The following is a 16,208-nucleotide window of genomic DNA, read 5'->3' on the forward strand; positions in this document are numbered from 1 at the left end:
GCAATGCCACCTTCCCCGCTACGCGGAGAAGGCAAATCGCGCCTTACACCCGCATCGGCATCAGCACATAGAGAGCGGCCGCGCCCTCGCGATCCTGCACCAGGGTCGGCGAGCCCGGATCGGCGAATTTCAACAGCGCGGTATCGCCGTCGAGCTGCGCCGCGATGTCGAGCAGATAGCGCGAATTGAAGCCGATATCGAGCGGGGTGGCGTCGTAATCGACCTCGATCTCCTCGGTCGCCGTGCCGGAATCCGGGTTGGTGACGGTGAGGACGAGGCGCCTGTCGGCCAAGGAGAGCTTCACGGCGCGGCCGCGCTCGGAGGAGATGGTCGAGACGCGGTCGACCGCCGCGGTGAAATCGGCGCGCTCGACGATCAGGGACTTGTCGTTGCCGACAGGGATGACGCGGGCATAATCGGGGAATGTGCCGTCGATCAGCTTGGAGGTGAGCACGACCGGGCCGATGGTGAAGCGGACCTTGGCCTGGGACAGCTCGACCGAGACGATGGCCTCGGCATCCTCCATCAGCTTCTGGATCTCGCCCACCGCCTTGCGCGGCAGGATCACGCCGGGCATGCCGTTGGAGCCCTCGGGCGCCGGCAATTCAACGCGGGCGAGGCGATGGCCGTCCGTGGCCACGGCGCGGATGCGCGTCTCGCCCTCGACATCGAGCGTGTGGAGATAGATGCCGTTGAGATAATAGCGCGTCTCCTCGGTGGAGATCGCAAACTGGGTCTTCTCGATCAGCTTACGCAGATCGGCAGCCTTGAGCTGGAAATTATGCGGGAACTCGCCCGCCGCCAGGTCCGGGAAATCCGAAGGAGGCAGCGTCTGCAACGTGAAGCGCGAGCGGCCGGAGCGCACGATCAGCTGGGTCGCCTCCCCGCCCCCTTCCAGCGAAACCTGGGCACCGTCGGGCAGCTTGCGGACGATATCGTAGAGGGTATGCGCCGGCACCGTGGTGGCGCCGTCCATGGTGACGTCGGCAGGAGAAGACTCCACCACCTCCAGATCGAGGTCGGTCGCTTTCAACAGCAGGCTGGCGCCCTGGGCCTCGATCAGCACGTTGGACAGGATCGGGATGGTGTTGCGCCGCTCGACGACGCGGTGGACGTGGCCCAGCGATTTGAGAAGGGCAGTCCGTTCGAGCGTAACCTTCATGGAGTGCGTCCTGGCATAGCGACCCGCAAGCGGACCGAGCTGCCGCAAACGGTGGAAAAAGGGCGAAGACCATGCAATTTGCTCGGACGAAAGGCAAGCCATCCCGCAGCTTTTTCAGGGTTTTCCCGAACATGTCGGATGTGCACCCGATCGGGATGCCGGGCGCCGCGCAGCCCGTGTCCGGCAAGGACCGATCCGAACGTCTCCAAGCAGGAGGCTGCTCGTCACAGCGTCGGCACCGGCTCCAGCAGCACCACCACGCGTTGCAGGATGGCGAGCACCGCGATGAGGATGATGAGAATACGCAGGATCTGCTTGAAGCGCCCATCCATGGGCAGGCGGTCGATCACATACATCAACAGCCAGCAGACGAGACCGATGACGACGATACCGATCAAAAGCGAGATCACACCAGACAGCATGCAGACATTCCCTGAGCGACCATGACAATCATGGTCGCTCAGTAACGCGAATGTCGGCCCCGGGGTTCCCGATCGTCAGGTCAGGGGGATCATCACCGCCTTGCGATAGGCCGGGCGCTCGGTCAGGCGCTCGTACCAGGCGGCGAGATGGGGCAGGTCCGGCCGCTCGATCGGCATGTTGAACCAGCCATAGGCGCTGCAGCCGAGCGGAATGTCGCCGATGCCGAACTTGTCGCCCGACAGATAGGGCTGGCCGGCGAGGGCCTTGTCGGCGATGGCCAGCAGGCGGCCGCAACTGTCGAGGCCCCGGGAGAGCTCGGTCTCCACCCGGTCCTGGGCGCTGCGGCGGACGACGTTCCAGAACACGTCACGGAAAGGACCGGCGATGGTCGAGGTCGTCCAGTCCATCCAGCGCTCGGCGGAAGCCTTGGCCTGGCGCGTTCCCGGCACCAGCCGGCGCTCCGCGTCCCCCTCGGCCAGATAGCGCACGATGGCATTGGATTCCCACAGCACGAAGCCGTCATCCTCGATGCATGGCACCAGCCCGTTGGGATTGAGAGCGCGATAGGCGGGATCGTTGACCACCCCGAAAGCACCGCCCGCATCGATGCGCTCATAGGCGAGCCCGAGTTCCTCGGCGCACCACAGCACCTTCTTCACATTGGAGGAATTGGTGCGGCCCCAGATCTTCAGCATGTCGGTTCCTTCCACAGAGCGTTGCAGTCCGTGCGTAACGAACGGATCAATTTGGCTCGGCCTTTGTCCCCGCCCGGTTTGACCCGGGCATGACAAAGCGGCTTTTCAATTGCTTTTCTGGCAATCCCTCACTTCGCCCGGATGAAGCCGACGATATCCTTCACCGAGGCCATGATCGGGGCGGCGATCGCCCGGGCCCGGTCCGAGCCCTCGGCCAGCACCGCGTCGATATGGCCGGGATCGGCCATCAGGCGCTTCATCTCGGCGGTGATCGGCGATATCTTGGCAACGGTGAGATCGGCGAGCGCCGTCTTGAAGGTCGAGAACTGGCCACCGCCGAACTCGGCGAGGACGTCGGCCACCGTGCGGCCGGACAGTGCCGCGAAGATCGAGACCAGGTTATCGGCCTCGGGGCGCCCCTTCAGCCCCTCCTCCTCGCTCGGCAGCGGCTCGGGATCGGTGCGGGCCTTGCGGATCTTGGCGGCGATCGTCTCGGCATCGTCGGTCATGTTGATGCGCGACAGATCGGAGGGATCCGACTTCGACATCTTCTTGGAACCGTCGCGCAGGCTCATCACGCGGGTGGCCGCGCCTTGGATCAAGGGTTCGGGCAGCGGGAAGAAACCACCCTCGAAGCCGTTGGCCGCGATGGAATCGCCGAAATCATTGTTGAACTTGGCCGCGATGTCGCGGGCGAGCTCCAGATGCTGCTTCTGGTCCTCGCCGACGGGCACGTGTGTGGCACGGTAGACCAGGATGTCGGCGGCCATCAGCGTGGGATAGGCGAACAGGCCCACCGAGGCCGCCTCCTTGTCCTTGCCGGCCTTCTCCTTGAACTGGGTCATGCGGTTGAGCCAGCCCATGCGCGCCACGCAATTGAACACCCAGGCGAGCTCGGCATGCTCGGCCACCTGGCTCTGGTTGAAGACGATATGGGCCTTCGGGTCGATGCCCGCGGCCAGGAAGGCGGCCGTGACTTCGCGGATGGCACTCGCCAGGCTCTTGGGATCCTGCCACAACGTGATGGCATGCTGATCCACCACGCAATAGATGCATTGATGGCTCTTCTGCATCTCGACGAAGCGCTGGATCGCGCCGAGATAATTGCCCAGATGCAGGTTGCCGGTCGGCTGAACGCCCGAAAAGACGCGTTCCACGAACTTCGTCATGGCCAGAGGATTCCATATTGTCCAGGCAGCTTGTTCTTGATCGAGCCACGGGCGCGATCAAGAACAAGCCGCAAGATATCGAACACGTGCACGATTTTCCGGCGAAGCCCGCCCGCGGGTCTCGCCGGAAAATCGTGCTTAGGCTAGCGCTTATGGCGGGCGCTGGCGCAAGACGCAAGTGCGGCCATCCGCTCCGGCACCGGTGCAGGGCTCCATCTTGCCGGTTTCGGCCACTGCCTGTACGCATGCAGGGCTGGAGTAGCCCGTGACCGCATCCACCTCCTCCCTGCGCGTGCTGATCGTCGGCGGCTACGGCATCTTTGGCGGGCGGCTGGCGGAATTGCTGGCCGACGAACCCCGCCTCACCCTCATCATCGCCGGGCGTTCGCTCGCCAAGGCGGAACTCTTCTGCGCCAGCCGTCCGGTGCGGGCCCGCCTGTTTCCAGCCGAGTTCGACCGCAACCAGCCGCTCCAGCCGCAATTGCAGGCCCTGAAGCCGGACATCGTCGTCGATGCCAGCGGCCCCTTCCAGAGCTATGGCAAGCAGCCCTATCGCCTGGTCGAGGCCGCGATCGCCCATGGGGCCGATTATTTCGATTTCTCGGACGGGGCCGCTTTCGTGCAGGGCGTAACCCGCCTCGACGCGGCAGCCCGGGAGCGCGGCGTCGCCATCCTGTCGGGCGTGAGCAGCTTTCCCGTCCTGACCGCCGCAGTCGTCAGGCATCTCGCCGGCGCCTTTGCGCGCATCGACACCATCCGCGCCGGTATCGCCCCCTCGCCGCATGCGGTCGTCGGCGAGAACGTGCTCAGGGCCATCGCTGGATATGCCGGCCAGGCCGTGCCGGCTCGGCGGCAGGGCCAGACCCTGCTGGTGCATCCCCTCACCGAGACCCGCCGCTTCACCATCGCCCCGCCAGGCAAACTGCCGCTGCCGAATACGCTGTTCTCCCTGGTGGAGGTGCCCGATCTCCTGCTGCTCGCCGGCCTTTGGCCGGGCGTACGCTCGGTCTGGGTCGGCGCCGGGCCGCGCCCGGAGATCCTGCATCGCTGCCTGATCGGGCTGAGCCTGCTGGTGCGCTGGAAAATGCTGCCCTCTCTCGCGCCGCTCGCCGGCCTGTTCCTCAGGGTGAACCGCATCCTGCGCTGGGGTCCCCATCGCGGCGGCATGATCGTCGAGGTCGAGGGCGCGGGACAGCGCGGCGAAAGGCTGGTTCGCAGCTGGCATCTGAGCGCCGAGGGCGACGACGGGCCCTATATTCCGGCGATGGCGATCGAGGCCCTGATCCGCCAGCGCCTCGAAGGCATCAGGCCGGAACCGGGTGCCCGTCCCGCAACGGGGGCGCTCACCTTGGGCGACTATGATCGCGTCTTCACCGGCCGGCCCTTCGCCCATGGCACGCGTGAGGTCACGGCCGAAGCGAGCCAGCCGCTCTATCCAGGCATTCTGGGCTCTGCCTATGCGAGCCTGCCACCGGCCATCCACGCCCTGCATCGGCACGAAACCAGCCATGCGGCCTCCGGCCGCGCCAGCGTCGAGCGCGGCAAGGGGTTGTTGTCGCGTCTGGTCGGCGCCCTCGTCGGCTTCCCCGAGGCCGGTGCGGATGTTCCGGTGCGCGTATCGTTCGAGATCGAAAACAAGCGGGAAGTGTGGACGCGGGAATTTGCCGGGCGCCGCTTCCGTTCGGTCCAGACCGCCGGCCGCGGCCGCAATGCCTGCCTGGTCGACGAGCGCTTCGGGCCATTCAGCTTCGGGCTTGCCCTCCTCGCCGAAGACGGCAGGCTCAAGCTCGTCATACGCAACTGGCGCTTCCTCGGCCTGAGGCTGCCGCGTTTCCTCGCCCCCTCCGGCGACAGTTTCGAAAGCGCCGAGGACGGGCGATTCAACTTCCATGTCGAGATCGCCCATCCCCTGCTCGGCCTGATCGTGCGCTACAAGGGCTGGCTGGTGGCGGAAACGCGGCGTTGATCACCAGCCGGCTGCTTGCCTCGCGCCGAGATCACATCGCCTTCATGGCCTTGTGGTGCTTTTTCATCATCTTCTTCTTGGCCATCTTCTTCATCGGCTTCTTCATGGTGTCGCCCTTCATGGCATCACCCTTCATGGCCTCGCCCTGCATTGCGTTCGGTTGCATCGTTTGCGATTGCATCGTGTTCGTCTGCGGCATCGCGTCCTGGGCCTGTGCCAAGGGGGCAGCGGCGACAGCGAGCCCCAGGCCCAGCAAGCCTGCAGAGGCGAGTTTGGCAATACGATCCATGATCCGTTCCTTTCTATGATTGCGCCTCGGCGCAGGGAAAGCCGGACGAGCCGTCCGGCGGGTCGAAGAGCTGTGACGGTTCGAGGTTCCTCAGTCGGTTGCGGCAACCTGGATGGCACCGCCATCCGGCGCCTGCAGCAGGACGGCCGTGCGCTGGCCGGCCGGCGCCCGCGCGATCGGCAGGTCGAGTGCCTCGCCCTTCCAAACGCCGAGCCGGACCAGATCGTGCACGACATTCTTGTGAGGCAGGGTGCGCCCGGCATTCTCGCCGGCGCGCACCGGCACCTCGACTTGCCTCGGGTCATAGCGCACCAGCCAGATGTCGAGTCTGGCCGGGGACGAGCGCTGGCCACCGATGACGACATGGCCGTCCGAGACGGCCAGGCTCGGACCCGCTTGCGGCCCAGCCGCGGCCGCGATCGCCACATCCACCTCGGTCAGTTCGTTGCCGACCAGGGACATCCGGCCATTCACCACCATCTGCGGGGTGAAGGGACCGCTCTGCCCAAGGGGCTTCTCATAGGCGACCTGGCGCTGGGTGTAATCGGGGCGCGCGAAGACATCCTTCCAGCCCAGCCGATCCCAATAGGTGACGCCGAAGCTCAGGGCCAGCACGCCGGGCCGCCGGCTGATCGTGGCCAGATTGGCATTGGCTGGCGGGCAGGACGAGCAACCCTGGCTGGTGAAGAGCTCCACCACGGTGAGCCGCTCTGCCTGAGCCGGCGCGGCACTCCCGAGCAGCGGCAGGACCAGGCCTAATCCCAGCAGAGCCAGCCGTGACAGGCCGGCACCCGGCCTCTTTGTCGATGCCCTCATCGATAGCCTCATCAGTATTCGACCCGAGAGAGGTCGCTTCCCAGGGTTATTCGTCGGCAGATCGTCATCCGTTACACGCTCACGCCCTCGTGATGACGTGGCGTTGCGATCGAAAAATCCTGGGAAAGTGCGTGACAAGGCACGAATTCGCTGCTGTTTCGCCGATTCCCGGCGCTTCACGCTTTCGTTCGGCGGCGGGGCGGTGTAAGAGGCGCCCACAATCGTTCCTAGGGCAAAGCGCGTTTTGATGAAAACGCGCCTTTTCTCTAGCGCCTTGGTTCAACGCGTTCTTGCGATTTGGGGTGATTGCGCCAGATCACGGAAACGCTCTAGCTCACTTGAAAAGTTTCAGGACATCATCGTGAAGGTCATCGCCAGCCAGATCCGCAAGGGCAACGTCGTCGAGATCGACAATCAGCTCTACGTCGTGCTCAAGGCCGAGAGTTTCTTCCCGGGCAAGGGCACGCCCACCACCCAGATCGACATGCGCCGCCTGTCGGACGGTGTGAAGACCGTGCAGCGCTACCGCACCACCGAGCAGGTGGAGCGCGCCTTCATCGAGACCAAGTCGCACACCTATCTGTATGAAGACACGCATGGCTACGCCTTCATGAACATGGACAGCTATGAGCAGGTCTCGGTGCCCGCCGACGTGATCGGCGAGCAGTCGGTCTATCTGGCCGAGAACATGGAATGCCAGATCAGCCTGTATAATGGCGTGCCGGTGTCGATCGAACTACCCGCCCGCGTGGTACTGGAAGTGACGGAGACCGAGCCGGTGACCAAGGGCCAGACGGCCTCCTCTTCCTACAAGCCCGCCACCCTCTCCAACGGCGTGCGCACCACCGTGCCCCCGCATATCAGCGCCGGCACCCGCGTGGTGGTCATGACGGAAGACGGCTCCTACGTCGAACGCGCCAAGGACTGATCCGGAGCGCGGACTTCTCAGCGACTCGCTAAGTCCGCTCTTGGAAACATTGAACTCAAAGGAAAGGGCGCAGCCGATGAGGTCTGCGCCCTTGTTGTTTTGATTGGTGTTTTCAAGAGCGGACATCGCGACATGTCTTCATGTCGCTGAGAAGTCCGCGCTCCAACTCTATACCGCCGCCGCGATCTCCGCCTGGATCGCCTCGGCCGCCGCCTTGGGATCGGGGGCCGCCACGATGGGGCGGGCCACCACCAGATGGTCGGCTCCGGCACGGATGGCGTCGCCGGGCGTCATCACCCGCTTCTGGTCGCCGCTGTCGCTGCCGGCGGGGCGCACGCCCGGGGTGACCAGCAGCATGCCGTCACCCACCCGGTTGCGGGTCGAGGCGACCTCCTCCGGCGACATCACCAGGCCGGGCACGCCGCTCGCCATGGCCTGGGTCACCCGTTGGGCCACGAGTTCGCCGACCCCCTTGCCATAACCAGCTTCGGCCAGGTCGGCATCGTCGTAGGAGGTCAAGACGGTGACGGCGAGAATCTTCAGATCCGAGCCGCGGGCGCCTTCGACGGCGGCGCGCATCGTCTGGGGAAAGGCATGGATGGTGAGGAAGGTCATGCCCATGCCCGCAATGGCCTCGACCGCCTTGGTCACGGTGTTGCCGATGTCGTGCAGCTTCATGTCGAGGAAGATCTTCTTGCCCGAACGCGCCAGGTCCTGGGCGAAGGGCAGACCGCCATTGAAGACGAGCTGATAGCCGATCTTGTAGAAGGTCACGCTGTCGCCGAGCTCGGTTACCAGGGCCTCGGCCTTGGCGACGCTGTCGACATCCAGGCCACAGATCAGGCGGTCTTTCGTGTTCAAATCAATTCCTCAGGAGTTGGCGGTAGGTCCAGACGCGGGCGGGCGGCACGTTGCGCCAGATCCTGGGCGAGGCCTGCCAGGTGAAGAAGGCGTTCTTGGTGGGGATCGGCGAGGCCAGCGAATAGGTGAACTGGATGAAGGCGGCATCGGGCTGCATCAGCGTGAAGGCCTGCGACAGGAGGTCGAGGCGCTGGCGCTCCGGCTTGGTCAGCAGCGGCAGGCCGCAGACCACCGCCGCCGCCTTGTTGGGAAGCCGGCCTTCGAGGGTCTTGGCCAGGGCATAGGCATCCCCCTGCACCACCGTCGCCTTGGGAAAACGCTGCGACAGGAGATCGCAAAATTGCGGGCTGTATTCGACCAGGACCAGCCGGTCCTCGGCGACGCCTCGCTCGACCAGTGCCTGGGTGATCGGCCCCGTGCCGGGCCCGATCTCCACCACCGGCCCTTCCGAGGCAGGATCGACGCAATTGGCCATCGCCTTGGACAGGAAGGGGCTGGAGGGGGTGATCGACCCCATCTGGAGGGGCTTTTCGGTCCAGCTTCGGAAAAACTGGGCGGCTTCACCGAAACGTCTGGATGGCTTGCAATTGTCACGTCGCGCGCCGCCCTTGTGGACCATCGGCCTGCTCCTTGCTTGCCCCGTTCGCATCGCTATTGGCGAACGCCGCCGCCGTCAAGCGGTCCCTGCGTCCGCCCTTCAATATAAGGCATCCTGATGCATCGGCGCCGCATGGCCCGCCGCCTGCCATTCCGCCTTCACATCGGCATCGGTTTCATCGTCCCGGCGCCAGGCTTGGCCAGCGAGGCGGGACGGGGCGAGTCTGGCGAGCGCCCAGACCGCCATGGCGCGCACCAGCGCCGATTCATCGCCCAGGAGACCCTCGGCCACCTCGATCAGGCCCGCATCGCCGGAATTGCCGATGGCGATCAGCACGTTGCGGATGAAACGGTCGCGCCCGATGCGCTTCACCGGGTTCTTGGCAAACAGCGCCCGGAAGGCCGGATCGTCCAGGCGCGCCAGATCCGCCAAGCGCGGGGCTCGCAATTCCGCGCGCGCCTTGAGCTTGTGTTCTCGGGCCGTCACCGCGAACTTGTTCCAGGGGCAGGCCGCCAGGCAATCGTCGCAGCCATAGATGCGATTGCCGATGGCCTCGCGGAACTCGGCCGGGATGGGTCCCTTGTTCTCGATGGTGAGATAGGAGATGCAGCGCCGGGCATCGAGCCGGTAGGGCGCGGGAAAGGCAGCAGTCGGGCAGGCATCGAGGCAGGCCCGGCAGGAGCCACACCGGTCCCGCTCCGGCGCATCGGCCTCGATCTCGGTGGCGCTGAAGATCGAGCCCAGAAACAGCCAGGAGCCGAAGTCCCGGCTGACCAGATTGGTGTGCTTGCCCTGCCAGCCCAGGCCCGCCGCGGCGGCCAGGGGCTTTTCCATCACCGGCGCGGTATCGACGAAGACCTTGAGCGGTGCTCCTGTCACCTCGCCCCACCAGCGCCCCAGGCTTTTCAGCCGTTTCTTGATGACGTCGTGATAGTCGTCGCCCTGGGCATAGACCGAGATCAGCCCGCCGGAACGATCCGAAAGCCCCGCCATCGGATCACGGTCGGGCCCGTAATTGACGCCCAGCATGATGACGCTGCGCACCTCCGGCCAGAGCGTGGCGGGGGCGCCGCGCTGATCGGCACGCTCCTGCATCCAGCCCATCTCGCCATGGAACCCTTCCTCGAGGAAGTGGCGCAGGCGGGCAGGCGCCTGGGGGATGGCGTCGGGCGTGGTGATGCGAACGACATCGAAGCCTTCCGCTTCGGCGCGCTGGAGGAGTTCTGTCTTGAGGGCGTTCACGGCGACCTCCTTGCGCGAGGCCACCGGCACCCGGGGAGCGGCCCCTCCGCAAAGTTCAAAAGCACCGACGCCGTCATCCCCGGCACGGCCGCAGGCCGTGGGAAAGGGATCCAGGGGCCGCGGGCAACGGAATGCGGGCACCCCCAAGGCGGAAAGTACCAAGCTAGAAATCGAGATCCGCATAGGTTGCCGAAGGCGGCGTGCCCCGCAGCGTCTCGGCCAGGAGCGGGCGGAAGGACGGGCGCGACTTGAGGCGCGCATACCATTCCTTGGCGGCCTGGTCCTCGTCCCAGGGCACGTCGCCGAGATAGTCGACGATCGACAGATGCGCCGCAGCCACGAAATCGGCGTAGGAGAGCCTGTCCCCCGCCAGCCAGTTCCGCCGCCGCACCAGATATCCGACATAGCGCAGATGATAGCGCACATTCGATTTGGCCGCACGGATGGCGGCCGTGTCCGGCGAGGAGCCGCCCTCGCCGATCGGCAGGAAACGCTTCAGGATCTTCTCGGTGATCAGATATTCACTGACCTCGGCATAGAATTTGATGCTGAACCATTCGATCAGGCGGCGGGTCTCCACGCGCGCCCTGGCGTCGCGCGGCAGCAGGCGCTGCTCGCCGAGGGCATCGCCATAGGCTTCGTCGAGATATTCGCAGATCGGCGAGGCGCCCGGCACGATCAGGCCGGTGGCGTCGATCATCACGGGAAGCACGCCCGCCGGATTCATGTGCAGGAAGGCCTCGCGCCGCTCCCAGGGCTTTTCCTCGACCAGATCGGTCGCCACGTCCATTTCGCTGAGCACGAGGCGGATGAAGCGCGATTGCGGGTCGACAGGATGATGAAAAAGCTTGGCCATTGAACCGTGAATCTGGAAACCGCGGATGGAGGCCCGGATGGGGCGAAGCGGATAACCGGTATACCCCCCCGTACAACCGCCCGGCAACCGCCTTGCGTGAATAGAACACAGGCTCTGCGGTTGGCGGCGGAAAATGGGCGGTGGCGGTTAACGAAAAATTGACGTCGGCGGGGCCCGGCATTTCGTTTCCCTCGGCCTGCCGCAGGGCTGCCCGCCAAGCCAAATTCCGTCCACCAGATCCGTCATTACACCATATGGCGAAATAAATTATAGATCAGAGATACGGCACTGATGAGGATGGATAAATCTCGCAATCTGCGATCGGCCCAGCCTGCCATCACCAATCTATCCATCTGTTATGCCATTCCCCAGAGGTAATATTGGAAGCATTGACACGGAGCGATTCAAGCGCGAATTGTTACAAAAAATTAACAAACAATAGTGTGGGACGAAATCGCGCCGCAAGGAGCAAGATCATGCCGGTTGACATGACCGACGGCAAAGCCATCCGCAGCCTCATTCCGGCACGCATGGACCGACTGCCCTGGGCTCGTTTCCACTGGATGGTCGTGGTGGGCCTGGGGATCAGCTGGATCCTCGACGGCATCGAGATCCAGCTCGTTTCGGCCTCCGGCTTCAAGCAGAGCCTGGGCATGTCGAGCGCGGAAGTCGGCTTCGCGGGCACGATCTATCTGATCGGCCAGGTGGTCGGCGCGCTCTTCTTCGGCCGCCTGACCGATCGCTGGGGCCGCAAGAAGCTCTTCATCATCACCCTGGCGATCTATCTCGTCGGCTCCGGCGTGGCGGGTTTCGCCTGGACGCCCTGGTTCCTCTATCTCTGGCGCTTCGTGGCGGGCCTCGGCATCGGCGGGGAATATACTGCGATCAACTCGGCCATCGACGAACTCATCCCGGCCAAATATCGCGGCCGGGTCGACATTGCCGTCAACGGCACCTACTGGGCCGGCGCCATGCTGGGCGCGATCGGCAGCTTCTATCTGCTCGACCACACCTTGTTTGCCGAGAATATCGGCTGGCGCATCGCCTTCTTCATCGGCCCGGTGCTCGGCCTGATCATCATCTTCCTGCGCCGGCACATCCCCGAAAGCCCGCGCTGGATGGTGACCCATGGTCAGGCCAAGGAAGCGGAAACCATCGTCGATGACATCGAGGCCGGCGTACGCGCGCAAGGCGTCACCCTGGCCCCTGTCGACGAAAGCAAAGCAATGTATGTCAAGCCGGAGGAATCGGTCCCCTTCTCCAAGCTGGTGGACGTCTTCTTCCGCGAATATCCCTCGCGCACCTTCCTCGGCATCACCATGATGGTGACGCAGTCCTTTCTCTACAACGCGATCTTCTTCACCTACGCCCTGGTGCTGCAGAACTTCTACCATCTCAACGAGTCGCAGACGGCGCTGTATTTCTTCCCCTTCGCCATCGGCAACCTGATCGGCCCGCTGCTGCTGGGATCGCTGTTCGACACCATCGGGCGGCGCAAGATGATCTTCTCGACCTATGTGCTGGCAGGGCTGGTCCTGCTCGTCTCGGCCTATCTGTTCAAGCAGGGCAGCCTGAGCGCCAACACCCACACATTGTTCTGGTGCATTTCCTTCTTCTTCGCCTCGGCCGGCGCCTCCTCGGCCTATCTCACCGTCAGCGAGATCTTTCCGCTGGAAGTACGCGGCTAGGCGATTTCCTATTTCTTCGCCGTCGCGCAGATCGTCGGCTCGATGGGCCCGCTGATCTTCGGCTACCTGGTCGGCGACGGCACGCAGCGCGACCCGCTGTTCTGGGGCTATGTCGTCGGTTCGGTGGTGATGATCTTCGGCGGCGTGGTCGCGCTGATCTATGGCGTCGACGCCGAGGGCAAGGGGCTGGAGGACATCGCCGACCCGCTGACCAAGGTCAGCGTCACCGTCGAAGGCGCCCTCGGGCCGCAGGCGCTGCGGTAGAGTGGCGCACCGGGCGCGTTCAGCCATGAATGCGCCCGAGCGGCCGAGATCGGTTCATCGAAGCCCGTCATTGCGAGCGAAGCGAAGCAATCCAGGGGACCGGCGTCCCGCACTGCAGACATCGTGGATTGCTTCGCTTCGCTCGCAATGACAAGGCGGGTATTGCGGCGACATCAAGAGAAAACCTCCACCCCGCCGATCGGCCTAGCCCCGTGACAGCCAAATGTGGCGCGGCGGACAAGGCAAGAGATCGTGGAAGGAGAGGCATCCAATTCCGTTCCATTTCCTTCCAGACTGGCGGCCACCGCAGGCCGATCGAAGAAATGGGTGAGGAAATGGCTGCCGCTACGGAGGATCTCGTCAAGCTCTATGCTCAGTCCGATGCTTTGGCGCTCGGAGAGCTGGTGCGGACCAAGCAGGTCAAGGCTTCGGAACTGGTGGAGACGGCGATCGAACTCGTCGGCCGTCTTGATCCCAAGCTGAACAGCGTCGTCATTCCGACCTTCGACGTCGCTCGCGAGGTCGCCGAGGCACCGGGCTCCGGCCCGTTCGCCGGCGTGCCCTTCCTGCTCAAGAATTTGGGCACGCAATGGAAAGGCACGCCGCTGACCTCGGGGCTCTCCTATCTCCAGAACTATGTCTGCCCCGCCGATTCCGAAATCGGCGGCCGCATGCGGGCCTCCGGCCTCGCGCCGATCGGGCGCAGCAACACGCCCGAATATGGCTGGTGCATTTCCACCGAGCCGCGCCTCTACGGCCCTACGGTCAATCCCTGGAATCCGGCTATCACCGCCGGCGGGTCGAGCGGCGGCTCGGCCGCTGCCGTCGCGGCCCGCATCGTGCCGATCGCCGACGCCTCCGATGGCGGGGGCTCGATCCGCGTGCCGGCCTCCTGCTGCGGCGTGGTCGGCCTCAAACCCTCGCGCGGGCGCGTCAGCTATGGGCCCTTCGATGCGGATCTGTGGTTCGGCTGCATCTATTTCCTGTGCAACAGCCGCAGCGTGCGCGACACCGCCGCCTTTCTCGACGTGGTTGCCGGCAATCTGCCGGGCGATCCCTATACGGCGCCGCGCCCTGAGGAGAGCTGGCTGTCGCTGCTCGCCAGGCGCCCCAAGGGGCTGAAGATCGGCTACACGCTCACCGCCCCCTTCGGCGAGCCCTATGCGCCCGAGGTGAAGGCGGCCGTCGAGGGCGCCGTCAAGCTGCTGGAGAGCCTCGGCCATTCGACCGAGGAATATCGCTTCGAGGTCGATCTCGAGGAGGCCTGGTGGCGCTACAACGACATCATCGCCGTCGAGACTTCCACCGAATTCACCCAGCACGCCCAATTCGCCGGTCGCCCGCCGGAGGAGGCCGATCTCCAACCCTTCAACTGGTCGATGCTGGAATACGCCAAAACCCTGTCGGCGACGCAATATTCGGCCAGCATCGGCGCCGTGCGCAAGGCGGCCCAGCGTATCGCCACCGAGCTCGCACCCTTCGACGCCTTCATCACGCCCACCTTGACGCAGCCACCGCGTCCCGTCGGCTACTGGTCGATGGAGGACGGCGATCGCGAGCGCTATCTGGCGCGCTGGTCGGATGCCGCCTTCATGTTCGCCTTCAACATTTCCGGTCTGCCGGCGATGTCGGTGCCGCTCGGCATGGCCGACGGCAACAAGCCCGTCGGCATCCAGTTCATCGGCCGCCACGGCGACGAGGCGACGATCCTGCAGCTCGCCGCGCAGGCGGAGGAAGCCGCCCCCTGGATCGGGCGCAAGCCGCAGGTGTGCGCGATCTGACGAGGCAGCACGTCCGCAGCCAAGCCGCTTGAGGAGCAACTATCCCTCCCCGACTTCGGGGAGGGTGGCCCGGCAAAGCCGGGTCGGGTGGGGGCGAGTGGCGCGATTTCGCCATTTTCCGGCCTGCCAGCGCCACGCTCCCCCTTCCGGCGCCGCTACGCGGCGACACCTTCCCCGAAGTCGGGGAAGGATTGACCACGTTTCTTTCTGATAGCGATTCCGGCTTGCCTCGATCGGTCCTGCGACCTCAGGCCGTCAGACCGCCGGCCAGGCTCGGCAGGTCGAAGGGGCGGAAGCCGAAATGGGAGAGCCAACGCACATCGGCGTCGAAGAACGGGCGCAGGTCCGGCATGCCATATTTCAGCATGGCGATGCGATCGATGCCCATGCCCCAGGCGAAGCCCTGATACTCGTCGGGATCGAGGCCGCAATTGCGCAGCACGTTCGGATGAACCATGCCGCAGCCCAGGATCTCCAGCCAGTCCTCGCCCTCGCCGAAGCGGATCTCCCCACCCTTGCGCGAGCACTGGATGTCGACTTCCATCGACGGCTCGGTGAAGGGGAAGAAGGAGGGGCGGAAGCGCATCTTCACCGAAGGCACTTCGAAGAAGGCGCGGCAGAACTCCTCCAGCACCCACTTCATGTGGCCGACATGGCTCACCTTGTCGATCACCAGCCCCTCGACCTGATGGAACATCGGCGTGTGAGTCTGGTCGCTGTCATGGCGATAGGTACGGCCGGGCACGACGATGCGGATCGGCGGCTTCTGGCTCAGCATGGTGCGGATCTGCACTGGGCTGGTATGGGTGCGCAGCACCTTGCGCTCGCCATTCTCGTCGGGCGCCAGGAAGAAGGTGTCATGCATCTCGCGGGCAGGATGGCCGGGCGGGAAGTTGAGCAAAGTGAAGTTGTATTCGTCCGTCTCGATATCCGGACCCTCGGCGATGGCAAAGCCCATATCGGCGAAGATCGCGGTGATCTCGTCGATCACCTGGCTGATCGGGTGGATGCGGCCGAGTTCGGTGCCGCTCTCGCGCACCGGCAGCGTCACATCGACGGCCTCGGATACCAGGCGCGCCTCCAGCGCCGCCGCCTTCAGCACGGTCCTGCGCTCGGCCAGGGCCGCGGTGACGCGGTCCTTGACCACGTTGATGGCCGCGCCGGCCTCCCGGCGCTCTTCCGGCGCCATCTTGCCGAGGGTGGCCAGGCGCTCGGAGATCGAGCCCTTCTTGCCCAGCGCCGAGACACGCACGGCCTCCAGGGCCGCCTCGTCGGCGGCGGCGGCAATCTCGGACAACAGGGTCGCTTCCAGGCTGGTCAGGTCGTTCATCGTCACTTCCTCAAATCGAGGTGCCTTCTAGCCTATTTCGGGCAGAAAAGGGAACCGCATTCGACAGATCAGACAACGCGGATTTGCACCACCGAATAACGGTTTTTCGCTCACATTGCCGAAGAAAGCGGGAATAACCG

The 16,208-nt window shown here is 64.9% G+C and carries 16 protein-coding genes; 5 read left to right on the forward strand and 11 right to left on the reverse strand.

Annotation, left to right across the window (positions count from 1 at the left end; translation table 11 throughout):
- Positions 1-43 precede the first annotated feature (43 nt).
- From dnaN to trpS, 4 genes are all read right to left on the reverse strand, one after another.
- Positions 44-1,162: a DNA polymerase III subunit beta gene (gene dnaN, locus U1R88_RS30495; RefSeq protein ID WP_322434683.1), complete on the reverse strand. Its 1,119-nt coding sequence runs from the start codon at positions 1,160-1,162 to the stop codon at positions 44-46.
- Positions 1,163-1,386: 224 nt separating this feature from the next.
- The gene (locus U1R88_RS30500) at positions 1,387-1,584 is read right to left on the reverse strand and encodes a hypothetical protein (protein ID WP_322434684.1); all 198 of its coding nucleotides are present in this window, start codon (positions 1,582-1,584) and stop codon (positions 1,387-1,389) included.
- Between the two features lie 75 nt (positions 1,585-1,659).
- Complete coding sequence (locus U1R88_RS30505) at positions 1,660-2,280, reverse strand: glutathione S-transferase family protein (RefSeq protein ID WP_068297385.1); 621 nt, start codon at positions 2,278-2,280, stop codon at positions 1,660-1,662.
- A 128-nt stretch (positions 2,281-2,408) separates the two neighbouring features.
- Complete coding sequence (gene trpS / locus U1R88_RS30510) at positions 2,409-3,449, reverse strand: tryptophan--tRNA ligase (protein WP_322434686.1); 1,041 nt, start codon at positions 3,447-3,449, stop codon at positions 2,409-2,411.
- Between the two features lie 265 nt (positions 3,450-3,714).
- Here trpS and U1R88_RS30515 point away from each other — a divergent pair, with 265 nt between their 5' ends.
- Complete coding sequence (locus U1R88_RS30515; protein WP_322434687.1) at positions 3,715-5,415, forward strand: saccharopine dehydrogenase family protein; 1,701 nt, start codon at positions 3,715-3,717, stop codon at positions 5,413-5,415.
- A 31-nt stretch (positions 5,416-5,446) separates the two neighbouring features.
- Here U1R88_RS30515 and U1R88_RS30520 read toward each other — a convergent pair whose 3' ends face one another.
- Together U1R88_RS30520 and U1R88_RS30525 are read right to left on the reverse strand one after the other, a co-directional pair.
- The gene (locus U1R88_RS30520) at positions 5,447-5,704 is read right to left on the reverse strand and encodes a hypothetical protein (protein WP_322434688.1); all 258 of its coding nucleotides are present in this window, start codon (positions 5,702-5,704) and stop codon (positions 5,447-5,449) included.
- 90 nt (positions 5,705-5,794) lie between these two features.
- Positions 5,795-6,520 (reverse strand): DUF1223 domain-containing protein, encoded by a 726-nt coding sequence (locus U1R88_RS30525; protein ID WP_322434689.1) that lies wholly within the window; start codon positions 6,518-6,520, stop codon positions 5,795-5,797.
- Between the two features lie 361 nt (positions 6,521-6,881).
- Between U1R88_RS30525 and efp the strand changes: the two genes are divergently transcribed.
- Entirely contained in the window at positions 6,882-7,448 is a 567-nt protein-coding gene (gene efp / locus U1R88_RS30530; protein ID WP_068297398.1) for an elongation factor P, read from the forward strand.
- Positions 7,449-7,616: 168 nt separating this feature from the next.
- On the opposite strand, the gene pyrF is transcribed toward efp, so the two are convergent.
- From pyrF to U1R88_RS30550, 4 genes are all read right to left on the reverse strand, one after another.
- Positions 7,617-8,315 carry an orotidine-5'-phosphate decarboxylase gene (gene pyrF, locus U1R88_RS30535; RefSeq protein WP_322434710.1) on the reverse strand — a complete coding sequence of 233 codons (699 nt, stop codon included), beginning with the start codon at positions 8,313-8,315 and terminating at the stop codon, positions 7,617-7,619.
- Complete coding sequence (locus U1R88_RS30540; RefSeq protein ID WP_068297404.1) at positions 8,311-8,928, reverse strand: class I SAM-dependent methyltransferase; 618 nt, start codon at positions 8,926-8,928, stop codon at positions 8,311-8,313. Before U1R88_RS30540 ends, pyrF begins: the two co-directional genes overlap by 5 nt.
- 78 nt (positions 8,929-9,006) lie before the next feature.
- Positions 9,007-10,149, reverse strand: coding sequence for a tRNA epoxyqueuosine(34) reductase QueG (queG, locus tag U1R88_RS30545; protein WP_322434690.1), 1,143 nt, complete (start codon positions 10,147-10,149; stop codon positions 9,007-9,009).
- A gap of 163 nt (positions 10,150-10,312) precedes the next feature.
- Positions 10,313-11,005, reverse strand: a complete 693-nt coding sequence (locus tag U1R88_RS30550; protein ID WP_068297410.1) for a glutathione S-transferase family protein — start codon at positions 11,003-11,005, stop codon at positions 10,313-10,315.
- Between the two features lie 476 nt (positions 11,006-11,481).
- On the opposite strand from U1R88_RS30550, the gene U1R88_RS30555 reads away from it, so the two are divergent.
- The 3 genes from U1R88_RS30555 (at position 11,482) to U1R88_RS30565 (ending at position 14,738) form a co-directional block, all read left to right on the forward strand.
- Entirely contained in the window at positions 11,482-12,693 is a 1,212-nt protein-coding gene (locus tag U1R88_RS30555; RefSeq protein WP_322434691.1) for an MFS transporter, read from the forward strand.
- Between the two features lie 42 nt (positions 12,694-12,735).
- The gene (locus tag U1R88_RS30560; protein WP_322434692.1) at positions 12,736-12,957 is read left to right on the forward strand and encodes a hypothetical protein; all 222 of its coding nucleotides are present in this window, start codon (positions 12,736-12,738) and stop codon (positions 12,955-12,957) included.
- Between the two features lie 335 nt (positions 12,958-13,292).
- Entirely contained in the window at positions 13,293-14,738 is a 1,446-nt protein-coding gene (locus tag U1R88_RS30565; protein WP_322434693.1) for an amidase, read from the forward strand.
- 247 nt (positions 14,739-14,985) lie between these two features.
- Here the strand turns inward: U1R88_RS30565 and pheS are convergent, their stop codons facing one another.
- Positions 14,986-16,068: a phenylalanine--tRNA ligase subunit alpha gene (gene pheS / locus U1R88_RS30570; RefSeq protein ID WP_322434695.1), complete on the reverse strand. Its 1,083-nt coding sequence runs from the start codon at positions 16,066-16,068 to the stop codon at positions 14,986-14,988.
- Positions 16,069-16,208: the final 140 nt, after the last annotated feature.

It is taken from the genome of Labrys sedimenti, from assembly GCF_034424805.1.
Lineage (GTDB): Bacteria > Pseudomonadota > Alphaproteobacteria > Rhizobiales > Labraceae > Labrys > Labrys sedimenti.

What these genes read in the sequence shown, in the direction of transcription:
- U1R88_RS30500 (WP_322434684.1), bottom strand. Translation starts at nt 1,584, where the DNA reads ATGCTGTCTGGTGTGATCTCGCTTTTGATCGGTATCGTCGTCATCGGT.
- U1R88_RS30560 (WP_322434692.1), top strand. Translation starts at nt 12,736, where the DNA reads ATGGGCCCGCTGATCTTCGGCTACCTGGTCGGCGACGGCACGCAGCGC.
- U1R88_RS30555 (WP_322434691.1), top strand. Translation starts at nt 11,482, where the DNA reads ATGCCGGTTGACATGACCGACGGCAAAGCCATCCGCAGCCTCATTCCG.
- dnaN (WP_322434683.1), bottom strand. Translation starts at nt 1,162, where the DNA reads ATGAAGGTTACGCTCGAACGGACTGCCCTTCTCAAATCGCTGGGCCAC.
- trpS (WP_322434686.1), bottom strand. Translation starts at nt 3,449, where the DNA reads ATGACGAAGTTCGTGGAACGCGTCTTTTCGGGCGTTCAGCCGACCGGC.
- pheS (WP_322434695.1), bottom strand. Translation starts at nt 16,068, where the DNA reads ATGAACGACCTGACCAGCCTGGAAGCGACCCTGTTGTCCGAGATTGCC.
- U1R88_RS30550 (WP_068297410.1), bottom strand. Translation starts at nt 11,005, where the DNA reads ATGGCCAAGCTTTTTCATCATCCTGTCGACCCGCAATCGCGCTTCATC.
- U1R88_RS30505 (WP_068297385.1), bottom strand. Translation starts at nt 2,280, where the DNA reads ATGCTGAAGATCTGGGGCCGCACCAATTCCTCCAATGTGAAGAAGGTG.
- U1R88_RS30520 (WP_322434688.1), bottom strand. Translation starts at nt 5,704, where the DNA reads ATGGATCGTATTGCCAAACTCGCCTCTGCAGGCTTGCTGGGCCTGGGG.
- U1R88_RS30525 (WP_322434689.1), bottom strand. Translation starts at nt 6,520, where the DNA reads ATGAGGGCATCGACAAAGAGGCCGGGTGCCGGCCTGTCACGGCTGGCT.
- U1R88_RS30565 (WP_322434693.1), top strand. Translation starts at nt 13,293, where the DNA reads ATGGCTGCCGCTACGGAGGATCTCGTCAAGCTCTATGCTCAGTCCGAT.
- U1R88_RS30540 (WP_068297404.1), bottom strand. Translation starts at nt 8,928, where the DNA reads ATGGTCCACAAGGGCGGCGCGCGACGTGACAATTGCAAGCCATCCAGA.